Annotated in this window: 14 protein-coding genes and 2 pseudogenes; 4 read left to right on the top strand and 12 right to left on the bottom strand. The window is 52.8% G+C overall.

The window, feature by feature from the left end; genetic code table 11:
• The first annotated feature begins 85 nt into the window (after nucleotides 1-85).
• The 3 genes and pseudogenes from ACLJRU_RS05955 (at nucleotide 86) to dgcQ (ending at nucleotide 3142) form a co-directional block, all read left to right on the top strand.
• Nucleotides 86-1003, top strand: a pseudogene (locus tag ACLJRU_RS05955) (DUF808 domain-containing protein).
• A 76-nt stretch (nucleotides 1004-1079) separates the two neighbouring features.
• Entirely contained in the window at nucleotides 1080-1265 is a 186-nt protein-coding gene (locus tag ACLJRU_RS05960; protein WP_023235030.1) for a YodC family protein, read from the top strand.
• 164 nt (nucleotides 1266-1429) lie between these two features.
• Entirely contained in the window at nucleotides 1430-3142 is a 1713-nt protein-coding gene (dgcQ, locus tag ACLJRU_RS05965; RefSeq protein WP_023235029.1) for a cellulose biosynthesis regulator diguanylate cyclase DgcQ, read from the top strand.
• On the opposite strand, the pseudogene ACLJRU_RS05970 reads toward dgcQ, so the two are convergent.
• Both ACLJRU_RS05970 and yodD read right to left on the bottom strand, forming a co-directional pair.
• Nucleotides 3121-3936 (bottom strand): annotated as a pseudogene (locus ACLJRU_RS05970) (mannosyl-3-phosphoglycerate phosphatase-related protein). The gene dgcQ and the pseudogene ACLJRU_RS05970 sit on opposite strands and share 22 nt — an antisense overlap.
• 309 nt (nucleotides 3937-4245) lie before the next feature.
• Nucleotides 4246-4473: a YodD family peroxide/acid resistance protein gene (yodD, locus tag ACLJRU_RS05975; RefSeq protein ID WP_000844798.1), complete on the bottom strand. Its 228-nt coding sequence runs from the start codon at nucleotides 4471-4473 to the stop codon at nucleotides 4246-4248.
• A 128-nt stretch (nucleotides 4474-4601) separates the two neighbouring features.
• Between yodD and dsrB the strand changes: the two genes are divergently transcribed.
• Entirely contained in the window at nucleotides 4602-4796 is a 195-nt protein-coding gene (gene dsrB / locus ACLJRU_RS05980) for a protein DsrB (RefSeq protein WP_000867218.1), read from the top strand.
• A gap of 38 nt (nucleotides 4797-4834) precedes the next feature.
• Here dsrB and rcsA read toward each other — a convergent pair whose 3' ends face one another.
• The 10 genes from rcsA to fliJ form a co-directional block, all read right to left on the bottom strand.
• Nucleotides 4835-5458, bottom strand: coding sequence for a transcriptional regulator RcsA (gene rcsA / locus ACLJRU_RS05985; RefSeq protein WP_000103974.1), 624 nt, complete (start codon nucleotides 5456-5458; stop codon nucleotides 4835-4837).
• 281 nt (nucleotides 5459-5739) lie between these two features.
• Nucleotides 5740-6534: a flagellar biosynthetic protein FliR gene (gene fliR, locus ACLJRU_RS05990; RefSeq protein WP_000616953.1), complete on the bottom strand. Its 795-nt coding sequence runs from the start codon at nucleotides 6532-6534 to the stop codon at nucleotides 5740-5742.
• Between the two features lie 8 nt (nucleotides 6535-6542).
• Entirely contained in the window at nucleotides 6543-6812 is a 270-nt protein-coding gene (gene fliQ / locus ACLJRU_RS05995) for a flagellar biosynthesis protein FliQ (protein WP_000187355.1), read from the bottom strand.
• A 9-nt stretch (nucleotides 6813-6821) separates the two neighbouring features.
• Nucleotides 6822-7559 (bottom strand): flagellar type III secretion system pore protein FliP, encoded by a 738-nt coding sequence (fliP, locus tag ACLJRU_RS06000; RefSeq protein WP_001253411.1) that lies wholly within the window; start codon nucleotides 7557-7559, stop codon nucleotides 6822-6824.
• Entirely contained in the window at nucleotides 7559-7936 is a 378-nt protein-coding gene (fliO, locus tag ACLJRU_RS06005) for a flagellar biosynthetic protein FliO (RefSeq protein WP_000978278.1), read from the bottom strand. The genes fliP and fliO overlap by 1 nt, the downstream gene beginning before the upstream one ends.
• Nucleotides 7936-8349 (bottom strand): flagellar motor switch protein FliN, encoded by a 414-nt coding sequence (gene fliN / locus ACLJRU_RS06010; protein ID WP_001282111.1) that lies wholly within the window; start codon nucleotides 8347-8349, stop codon nucleotides 7936-7938. The genes fliO and fliN overlap by 1 nt, the downstream gene beginning before the upstream one ends.
• Nucleotides 8346-9350 carry a flagellar motor switch protein FliM gene (fliM, locus tag ACLJRU_RS06015; protein ID WP_000502811.1) on the bottom strand — a complete coding sequence of 335 codons (1005 nt, stop codon included), beginning with the start codon at nucleotides 9348-9350 and terminating at the stop codon, nucleotides 8346-8348. Before fliM ends, fliN begins: the two co-directional genes overlap by 4 nt.
• Before the next feature lie 4 nt (nucleotides 9351-9354).
• Complete coding sequence (gene fliL, locus ACLJRU_RS06020) at nucleotides 9355-9822, bottom strand: flagellar basal body-associated protein FliL (protein WP_000132169.1); 468 nt, start codon at nucleotides 9820-9822, stop codon at nucleotides 9355-9357.
• Nucleotides 9823-9926: 104 nt separating this feature from the next.
• A complete protein-coding gene (fliK, locus tag ACLJRU_RS06025; RefSeq protein ID WP_000631674.1) occupies nucleotides 9927-11144 on the bottom strand; it encodes a flagellar hook length control protein FliK in 1218 nt (405 codons plus the stop codon).
• On the bottom strand, nucleotides 11141-11584 hold the full coding sequence (fliJ, locus tag ACLJRU_RS06030) for a flagellar export protein FliJ (RefSeq protein WP_000046981.1): 444 nt from the start codon (nucleotides 11582-11584) through the stop codon (nucleotides 11141-11143). Before fliJ ends, fliK begins: the two co-directional genes overlap by 4 nt.
• Nucleotides 11585-11586 lie beyond the last annotated feature (2 nt).

Raw genomic sequence — 11586 nt, forward strand, 5'->3', positions numbered from 1 at the left:
ATAAAAAGGCGTTGACCCGCGCCACCGGTTTCGGCATTGCGCGTTTTGCTACATACTTAACGTCTTAGAAGAAAAGACCGAGGAAATCATTTTGGCAGGAAGTAGCTTACTGACATTACTCGACGATATCGCCACGCTGCTGGATGATATTTCGGTAATGGGCAAATTGGCCGCGAAAAAAACCGCGGGCGTACTGGGGGACGACCTGTCGCTCAATGCATAGCAGGTGACCGGCGTTCGCGCTAATCGCGAGCTGCCAGTGGTATGGAGCGTGGCGAAAGGATCATTAATCAACAAGGTTATTCTGGTGCCGTTGGCGCTGCTGATAAGCGCATTTATCCCGTGGGCCATCACGCCTTTATTAATGTTAGGCGGCGCGTTTCTCTGCTTTGAAGGGGTAGAAAAAGTCCTGCATACCTTTGAGGCGCGAAAACACAAAGAAGACCCGGCGGAGCGGCAAAAACGTCTTGAGGCGCTGGCTGCACAAGATCCTTTGGCCTTTGAAAAAGATAAAGTAAAAGGGGCGGTCCGTACCGATTTCATTCTGTCCGCTGAAATTGTGGCCATTACCCTGGGGATTGTCGCGCAGGCGCCGCTGCTTAATCAGGTGTTGGTGCTGGCGGGGATTGCGTTGGTTGTGACCATTGGCGTGTATGGCCTGGTGGGTATTATTGTCAAACTGGATGATATGGGGTACTGGCTGGCGGAAAAGCGTAGCGTGCTGGCGCAGGGCGTCGGTAAAGGATTACTGATTATCGCGCCCTGGTTAATGAAAGCATTATCCATTGTCGGTACGTTGGCGATGTTTCTGGTCGGCGGCGGAATTGTCGTACACGGTATTGCGCCGCTACACCATGCCATTGAACATTTTGCGCAGCAGCAGGGGGCTTTCATGGCGCATACGATCCCTGCGGGGCTGAATCTGGTGCTCGGCTTTATTATCGGCGCTATTGTGGTGGCGCTGGTGAAAGGTGTGGCGAAAATTCGCGGTGTTTCGCACTGATTTTCTACAATGAATTATGCAAAATTGCCCATTCTCGTCTAAGGTGAAAACGTTTCATCTGATACAGGAGGCAGGTATGGTCTTTTCTGTCAGTGAGGAAGTTACCGTGAAAGAGGGTGGGCCCCGGATGATCGTCACCGGTTATTCCAGCGGAATGGTAGAGTGTCGCTGGTATGATGGTTTTGGCGTAAAACGGGAGGCATTCCATGAGAATGAGCTCGTGCTAGGCAAGGAAAGGCGCGGGCGGGACGAAGCCCGATGACAAAACGCCCGGTTAATGCCGGGCGTTTTGCTGTGGAGAAAAAGAGTCGTCGCGCTGCGACATGCTGCTACCTGGTTATGCCAGGATTGAGTGGTATCCCTTGATGATGTCTGGCTACCGTAAGCCATCAGGGGGCGTTGTATCAATAACCAGGAGTTACCAGGGTGCCGCACGAAACACTGTTAGACAATCAAGGCTGGTTTAAAAAGCTGGCGCGGCGTTTTGGTCCCGGTCATGTCGTCAACACCTGTTTTCTGATCGTGATGCTGTTCTCGACGCTACTTACCTGGCGGGAAGTGATGATACTGAAAGACGCGTATGTCGCCAGTCAGCGCAATCATCTGGGGAGCGTCGCGAATGTCCTTGACCGCCAACTGCAATTCAACATGGACAGGTTGATCTTTTTACGCAACGGTATGCATGAAGCACTGGTGGCGCCGCTGGCTTTTTCCGCATTGCAAAGCGCGGTGACGCAGTTTGAGCAACGACGCGTCAGACATTTCTGGCAACTGGAGTTGGATAAGCGGCGGACATTGCCGTTATATGGCGTTTCCGATCAATTTGTCGCCCGGACGACGCTTCTTTCGCGGGAGAGTCGTGACCTGGCAAATGAATTAACCGCCACGCTGGAGTTAGGGTATCTGGCGCGTCTGGCGCGCTCATCCGCCATGCTGACGCTGGAGACGATGTATGTTTTTTGCTCAGGGTTTTACCTCTCAACTCTCCCTACGGCGTACGGTAGCGATATTGTCTCCCGTTACTATCAGTACGTGACCCAGCCCTGGTTTATCGAGCAAAGCCAACGGCGTAACCCACAGCGCGGCGTGCGGTGGTTTACCTCCGCACAGCCCTATGTTGCTGACGAGCAGAAAAAAGTGACAGCCAGTCTACCGCTGGATCACGATAATTACTGGTATGGCGTACTGGCAATGGATATTCCCGTCGCGTCACTACAGCGGTTCCTGCGCGATGCAGCCGAAAAGGATATTGAAGGGGAATATCAGCTATACGATAACCATCTCCGTTTGTTGACGGACTCCGCGCCGGAACAACAAACCGCGAATACGTTAAATGACCGTGAGCGCGCCTTACTGGCGCGTGAAATAGAAAAAGATACCCTGGGCGGGCTGCGTTTAGGAACGCATTATGTAAGCTGGGAGCGGCTGGATCATTTTGATGGCGTCCTGCTGCGCGTGCATACATTACGTGAAGGCATACAAGGGAATTTTGGCAGTATTAGTATCGCGCTGACGCTGTTATGGGTGCTTTTTACGGCGATGCTGTTGATCTCCTGGGGCGTTATTCGACATATGGTCAAAAATATGTTTGTTCTGCAAAATTCGCTGCAATGGCAGGCATGGCACGATCCGCTGACCCGGCTATATAACCGTGGCGCGCTGTTTGAAAAAGCGTCCAGGCTGGCAAAGCGCTACCGGGAAGCCCGCCAGCCATTTTCTGTGATACAGCTGGATTTAGATTATTTTAAAAGCGTTAACGATCGCTTTGGCCATCAGGCAGGCGATCGCGTGTTGTCCCATGCCGCTGGGCTCATTGGTAGCACCATTCGAGCGCACGACATCGCCGGACGGGTAGGGGGCGAAGAGTTTTGTATCGTGCTGCCCGGCGCGACGAAAGCGCAGGCGCTGCAGATTGCCGAACGCATACGCCAGCGCATTAATGACAAAGAGATTCTGGTGACGAAAAGCACGACGCTTCGTATCAGCGCGTCAATGGGGATCAGTAGCGCGGAGGAATACGGCGACTATGATTTTGAGCAGTTGCAGTCGCTGGCCGACAAACGGCTTTATTACGCCAAACAGTCCGGACGTAACCGTATTTGCGCCAGCGACGCGACTCAGGAGCGGGAAAAGAAATAGTCCATTCCTTCGCGCCAGCCATCCGGCCCTTCGTTCTGGCTACGGTAGACGCGCTGAGGATCGTCGTTACGCAAATGTACGCCCTCCCGGTTTAGCCCTTTAACGACAACCGCATAATCCATTACATCCAGTAAGGGCGCATCATTGGGGCCGTCTCCCAGTCCCAACGTCAGAGGACGCGCGCGCCACTGCCGACGATATGCTTCAATCAGCCAGTTGGCAGCCTGATCTTTACCGGCGGAGGCGTCCAGCACATGCCAGAAACGGGCGCCATGGACAAATTGCAGTCCCAGGTCATTTAAACGGGCGACAAACTGCGCCATGCGTTCATCGCTATCGCGCCAGATCAGCGACACCGACGCTTCATGCAGACGGGTTAGGGCAGACTGTGCCCGGTTTAGGCCCGTCCATTCGCTTATCACCTGATCGTCAACGTCATCAAACGTGGTGAACTTAAACTGTTCCTTTTCACGCAACTTATGCAGGACGAGGCGGATTTCGTTGTGAGAAATACCGGCTATCAGACGGGGATAGTTGGGATGGTCTTCCCAATGAACGTCCAGTTGGATCACTGCGCCGTTTTCCGCAATCAGCGGCAGTCCCTGTAGATTTAACGTCGTCTGGAGCTGGAGCATTTCAGCCGCGGTTTTACTGCTACAGAGGATCACGGGCACGCCGCTTTCATGCAGGCGTGTAAGCCAGGGGGCCGCGTGCTGCTACTCAAAAGTGTGGCTGTTCAGCAATGTGCCGTCCAGATCGGTAAAAATCAGCAAGGGGTCATGGATTGAGAGCATTTTTTCCTCATTTTCCGTTGCAACGGCGGGCTTATTTCCAGGAAAAGTCCTAAAGCACACCCGAAAGAAGTCGAACGCTAACTGGAACCGATCCCGTCGCTTCCAGGCAGCACATGCGTTGTCACACTTTTGCTACCGAACTATTAGCGTGCTTAATCATTCATGTAAAAAATATTTACTTGTCATGCAAAAAAATTGCAGATAAGGTAAATCTCACATCAGATTTCCTGGTGTAACGAATTTTCAAGTGCTTCTTGCATAAGCAAGTTTGATCCCGATCCGTAGGGCCGGGATTTTTTTCGGCCATTTTTAACGGTTTACTTCTGTTACACTAAAATCATGAATATCCAGCTCGAATGCTTCAGCTAATTCATGCCATGTATGATATTCCCGTCCGTCTACGCTCACCCGCTCAGGATCTTCCTGGCTACGGTGAACCTCGCTTTCGCTGATTTCATTGATGGCCGCCAGTAGCGCATCTACATCGACGCTCACTTCGCGCTTGGCCGTATCACTGTACTCTTTTGCCGTTTTCATCTTCACCACCTCACGGGTTCCTGACAGCCTAAGTATAGACCGTTGAGAAAACCAGCAAACACGCCGGCAAGGCGCTGTCAGACGCAGAAAATTGTTCTACACTGGCACAAAGCGACAGGAGGAAAATGATGAAGGTGAATGATCGGGTAACCGTTAAAACGGACGGCGGTCCCCGCCGACCGGGCGTGGTACTGGCAGTGGAAGAATTTAGTGAAGGCACAATGTACCTGGTTTCGCTGGAGGATTACCCGCTCGGCATCTGGTTCTTCAATGAGTCAGGTCACCAGGATGGTATTTTTGTCGAGAAGGCGGAGCAGGACTAATTGAGCCGGACTGGAGGTACATTGCCAGTCCGGATGTCTCAGCGCATGTTAACAAAAATGCCGTTAGTGACGTTATCTGTCAGCCGTACTACGTGATAGATCACTTGTTTATTATGCGTTTTTATCTTTCTTTTTATATTCCCCTTATGGGAGGATACTGTTTTTGCTTTAATATTCATTCTGTCAGAAATCTGAATGGTTCCCTGACCTTCCATCCACATTCGCAACATGCTGGATTCAGTTCGACTTAACGATAATGTTGGTAAATTTATGGTTCCTGAAATACCCGACTCTTTTTTCAGAATATCGCCAAGAAGGGTATCCAGCGAGTCAGGTTTAATCGATTTCGAGCTAATCAATAAGTTTTTTCTTACTAATAAATATTCATCAAAATGCACATTAGCAATTGCCATAAAAACAATAAATAACGTGTCAGGATGTTGATTAATGATTTGCTTTATTTGTTGACTGTCTGAAGGCGTATGAATGAAACAGTCCTCATTAATAAACACCACCGAAGGCTGATGCGCGCCACAAGCGATAGCGAGTTCGTCAACGGTTTCGATGTCGTTGATTTCCCTTTTTTTCACCCCTCTGCTGACCAGATACCCGCTTAACCCTAGCCGGGTGTAACTGCACAAATCCATAATAATCGTTGACATGGCATACCCTCACTCAATGCGTAACGATAATTCCCCTTACCTGAATAACTCACCATAATCAGACGGAACACGAATAGTCACCTTAGACAACGCTTACGCGGTTTTTCAGGCGAACTTACTATCCCGTAAAGTTACATATAATTTGCCAGGAATCATCTTAAAGTAAAGTGAATGTTGCGTTATGTGAGTGAAGTAAAAACAAATAAGGGGCAGTGGATATATCTTGGTGAATGTTTTTTAAAATTTATTTTCGGATAAACCTTAGTAAAACAGGATAAAAATTATGGGTTATTATTTATCGGCATCTCGCTAACAATATCAGCAAGCAAATTGAAAATTTCGCTGAATAAATGTTCGCAAAACGGCGCAATTAATGGCATTAGCGCGGCCATCAGCATAATGCCGACGGTGAGGGTAAGCGGGAAACCGATAACAAATATCGAGAGCTGCGGCGCCATGCGGTTTAATAGCCCCAGCGCCAGGTTGAGCGTAAGCAGGAGGGTAATGACCGGCAATGCCAGCATCAGTCCGTTTAAGAAAATGAGCCCTCCGGCCCTGGCGAGCGCCATAAATGCATTACTGTTCACCGGGTTACTACCGATGGGCAGGGTGTGGAAGGTATCGACCAGCAGCGAAATAAGCCACAAATGGCCATTAAAGGTGAGAAACAGTAGCATGGCGAGCATATCCATAATACGCGCCAGAACCGGCATATTCAGGTGGCTGCCCGGGTCGACGAAGGTGGCAAAGGAAAGCCCCATTTGCAGACCGATAAACTCACCTGCGGTACGCACCGCCGCAAAGGCGAATTGCATGGTAAATCCCAGCGCAATACCGATCAGAATTTGTTGCATCGCCAGCCATAAGGCGGCAATAGAAAAAAGCGGCGTATCGTTTGCCGGTAGCGACGGCGCGATAACAAGGGTAATCATTATTCCCAACCCCAGTTTTACCCGCTTGGGAATAGCGCGCTCGCTGAGAATGGGCGCCGTTGAAATCAGCGCCAGTACGCGCAGCAAAGGCCAGAAATAGAGATGCAGCCAGTATAGCCATTGCTCGCTTGTAACCTGGATCATCGTTCTGTTTATCCGATGATATAAGGTAAATTGCTGAACAGAGTGCGCACGTAATCCAGCAGCAGGTTGAGCATCCACGGGCCGGCAACGATAATTGCGATGAATACCGCGACGATTTTAGGGATAAACGACAGCGTCATTTCATTAATCTGAGTCGCGGCCTGCAAGATGCTGATAATGAGGCCGGTAATCAGCGCGACGAGTAACAGCGGCGCAGCCAGGGCGAGAGCGACTTTCATCGCCTCGGTGCCCATCATCATGACGGATTCAGGAGTCATTTTGCGCCTCTAACTGTAAAAGCTTTGGGCCAGCGACCCCACAAGCAATTGCCAACCATCGACCAGCACAAACAGCATCAGCTTAAACGGTAGGGCGATTGTCGCTGGCGGCACCATCATCATCCCCAACGCCATCAATACGCTGGCGATCACCAGGTCGATAATCAAAAAAGGGATGAAAATCGTAAAACCGATCTGAAACGCCGTCTTTAATTCGCTGGTGACATAAGCGGGCAGGAGGATACGCATCGGTACTGCTTCCGGTCCCTGTAACGGACCGCTATTGGCCAGACGGGCAAACAGCGCCAGATCGGCTTCGCGGGTTTGGCGCAGCATGAACGCGCGTAACGGTTGCGCGCCTTTATCCAGCGCTTCCTGCATAGAAATTTTCTGCTCGCTAAACGGCTGGTAAGCATCCACGTAAATCTTGTCAATGACGGGCGACATAATAAAAAAGGTCAAAAACAACGCCAGCCCGAGTAACACCTGATTTGGCGGTGCCGAGGGCGTGCCCAGCGCGTTACGCAACAGGCCAAAAACAATGATGATACGCGTGAAGCTCGTCATCATCAGTAAAATCGCCGGCAGAAACGTCAGCGAGGTGATGAAAACCAGCGTCTGGACGGATAATGACCAGCTTTGGCCTCCGCCCGCTAATGGTTGGCTGATAAGCCCCGGCAGTTGCGCAGCGGCGGCGGGACTAAAAAGCCACAGACCCGCCAGAGAAAGGAATAACAAACGGCGCATCAGGATCTCCCGGAACGCTTGAGTAAGCTCTTCATCATGTTCTGGAAATCCGCCGGTGGGGCAACGGGTGCTTCCGTGTCATTCTCCGCGGGCGGCAGGGTGTGCAGCAGGTTGATCTGCGAGGCGGTCACGCCCAGTACCAGGCGCCCATTTTCGACCTCGACAATCACCACGCGTTCGCGCGGGCCAAGCGAGGCGCTGGCTGACACCTTCAGTCCCCGGACGCTATTTCCTTTTGGCGCGAATCCCATACGCTTAATCACCCAGGCCGCCGCCAGAATGAGCGCAATAATGCCAATTAATGCGCCGCTCACCTGCATGAGCGGCGAACCGGCTGGCGCGGTGGGCTGAGAAACCGTGGCTTCTGTTTTCATCATTAACGACTCAAACGACGCATACGCTCGGATGGCGTAATAATATCGGTGATACGTACGCCGTATTTATCCGCCACGACGACCACTTCACCTTGGGCAATCAGGTAGCCATTAATCAGGATATCCAGCGGCTCGCCCGCCAGCCCGTCCAGCGCGACGACCGACCCCTGCGTCAGACGCAGCAGTTCTTTAATGGTCATTCGCGTGCGGCCCAGCTCTACGGTCAGTTTGACCGGGATATCCATAATCAGATCGATATCCTGCATAGCACCGCTGACATCGCCGCCGCCAAGCTGTTGGAAAACCGCGTCGGCGGCGCTTTTATTGGTGGTCGCTTTTTGCTCGTTTAACGCGTCAGCCCACAGATCATCCAATGCGCCAGTATTCTCATCGGACGGATTATTCATGTCACTCATTTGGGCTGTTCCTCATTCAGCGAATTCAAAATTGGGTTGATCAAATGTTCTACGCGTAGCGCATACTGTCCGTTTACGGTGCCATATTGGCTGGTGAGTACCGGAACGCCGTCCACATGAGCAATAATGCGGTCGGGTTTTTCAATCGGCAGTACATCGCCGGGTTTCAGCTTCAAAATCTGGGAAAGACGTAACGGAATATCGGCAAAATTGGCCACCAGCTCCAGTTCAGAGTGCTGAACCTGGCGTACCAGGTTATCACGCCAGTTCTGATCTTCATGGCGCGAGTTTTCCAGCGGCGGATTCACCAACAGCTCACGCAGCGGCTCGATCATGCTAAATGGCAGACAGATGTTAAATTCACCGGTCAGATTGCCGATCTCCACATGAAACGGCGTATTGACGACGATATCGTTCGGTGAGGTAGTGATATTGGTAAATTTCACCTGCATTTCGGAACGCACATACTCCACTTCCAGCGGATTAATGGCTTTCCATGCGTCGCTATAGCCTTCCAGCGCCAGTTTCAGCATACGGTTGATGACACGCTGTTCCGTATGGGTAAACTCGCGGCCCTCGACTTTGGTCGGAAAGCGGCCGTCGCCGCCGAACAGGTTATCGACGGCAATAAACACCAGACTCGGCGAGAACACCACCAGCCCGGTGCCGCGTAGCGGCTTCAGGTGGATCAGGTTCAGGTTGGTCGGTACCGGCAGGTTACGCGCAAATTCGTGATACGGCTGAATACGTATGGCGCCCACGGTAATATCCGGGCTGCGGCGCAGCAGGTTAAATAATCCCATCCGGAACTGGCGTGCGAAACGCTCGTTAATAATCTCCAGCGCCTGCAAGCGTTCACGCACGACGCGACGCTGGGTATTGGGATCGTAAGGGCGAATATCGCTATCGCTTGCGATACCGGGAGTGGGTTCGTCTTTGGTGTCGCTGTCGCCGTTCAACAGCGCATCGATTTCAGCCTGAGAAAGAATACTATCGCCCATATCGTTACCGCAGAATAAAAGCTGTATAAAGCACGTCAGTGACGACCTGTTTTGGTTGTCCGGCAACGAGCGGCGCGGCCAGCGTCTCTTTAATGGCGGCAATCAGTTTTTGTTTGCCAGCTTCTGTTGAGAGCTCGGCGGCATTCTGACGGGAAAACAACAACAGCAGACGGCTGCGCACTTCCGGCAGATATTCATTTAATCGCGCGCGCGTCGCTTCGTCTTTCAGACGCAGGGTCACGCCGATATACAACACGCGATCCGCATCGCCCAGATTGACGGTAAACGTATCCAGCGCAAAAAATACCGGCGCGGGCGGTGGAGCCGGTTCCGCTTTAGCGTTCGTGGTCGGTTGCTGCTGCATACGCCAGTAGCTATAACCGGCGGTCGCGCAGGCGGCGAGGGTAATCAACACCAGCAAAGGTATCCAAATCGAGCGTTTGCTCTTTTTGTTAATCGCGGAGTCAGTCATCTGATACGGGCTTCCTGTTTCGGTACTGCTTATTGGCTGATTATCCCGTGTCCTGTCCACGACAAAGCGTGGAAAAGACGCGGATAATCATGCTACCTCTGGCGTTAGGCGAAGATATCCACTGCGCCATTGCCGCGCGCGGCGGCCTGAAGCGAGGCCGGCGCCGCTAACGCTATGTCATCTTCAGCGCCAAACGCGTCCGTGTGTTGGGCGCGGGAAGACTGTTGTTGCGACGAAGACTGCTGCTGTCCGGCAAAGCTTTCGCTACTGATACTGCTTTGTCCCAACTGAATGCCGCTTTCCGCCAACTGGGTGCGCAACATGGGCAGGGCGGCTTCCAGCGCGGCGCGGACATGGCTGTGCGGCGATACCATCTGGAGCTGCGCCTGATTGTCATCCAGCTTGAGCGAAATATGCACCTGACCTAACTCTTCCGGATGCAATCGAAGCTGCGCGCTTTGCTGTCCCTGACGCGTAAATAACATGACCTGCTGACTGAACGTTTGCTGCCATTCATGGCTGCCTAACGGCGCGCTGAGTTCCGGGGCTGAGGCGACAGGTAGCGGTTGCGCCGTGGCGCTGCTGAGCGTCGGCATTGCCGCGCCATGCGTTACTGGCGCGGACGGGCTATCCACCTCCACTTTCGCGCTGGTCGCGGCGGCAGCGACCACCAGCGGCGTCAGTGATGGCCCCGTGGCGCGATCGTCGCTGGCGCGCGCAAGCGACGCCTCGGTTTTCCCTTTTTCATGCTCGCTAAAAGAGAGCGTATGTGTCTCTTCCTGCGGCGCCGATGGCATGTCGCCGCGCAACAGTGACGGCAAGGCGATGTGATTTTCAGCCGGCGTCTCTCCGGCGACAGGCGTCGCGACAGGTTGTCCGGGCAGCATGGCGAATAAGGCGCTCAGACTGGCAAGATCCTCATCGCTCAGCGCGGGCGTTTTCTCATCATGCTGCGCCGTCTTACTCAGTGCGGCCAGAGCGCTGGTTTTCAACGATGGCGTTAGCGTAGACAGTAGATGCTGCGCTTGTGTCAGATCGGTAAGCGTTTCATCCGTCGCATTCGCTTTTTGCGCCAGCAGGTCGGCAAGCTTCACCGCCTGGCCCGGCTCGCCATGTTGGGTCAGTAGCTCTTTCGATAACTTGCCGCCTGCCGCCTGTAAATCGGCCAGCGTGATGCGGGCGTCTTTGCCCTGTGCGCCGTCTGCGCCTAACGCGCCCGCCAGGAGCGCCAGAAAGTCCTCGGCTGAACCGGTGGTTTTTCCTGACGTCAGACCCGCGGTCATGTCGGTATCGGTGGTGATCAGTTGGGGCAGGGTGATCATTCGGGTTTCCTCATTGCTGCACGCTGAGCAAATTCATCCATCTTTTTCTGATCCATGCGGTTTTCAGCTAACAGCGCTGCCGCGGTTTGTCGGTCCTGTAAGGTTTGCCAGGCCTGAAGTCGCTGCTTTTTCTCACGCCAGCTCTTCAGCGCCAGGTCGACTTTTTGCGTCCACTGCGTAAGCTGGAGGCGATGCTGCTCTATCGCCTTTTCCAGTGTCTGAATAAACTGCTGATAGTTGATCCAGCGATTACTGGCGATGCCGTTGCCCATATCGGTGTTCAAATTACTGCGATACTCATTCTGATAATCGATCAGCATTTTGAGCTGTTCTTCCGCCTGTTGGCAGCCGCGACGCATTTCGCCCAGTAAACGCGCCGCGTCATCTACCTCTTTTTCGGCCAGATCTTTGAGTGTTTCCAGAGCGCCATGTTGTGCCATGA

This window comes from Salmonella sp. SAL00653, from assembly GCF_046552515.1.
Lineage (GTDB): Bacteria > Pseudomonadota > Gammaproteobacteria > Enterobacterales > Enterobacteriaceae > Salmonella > Salmonella enterica.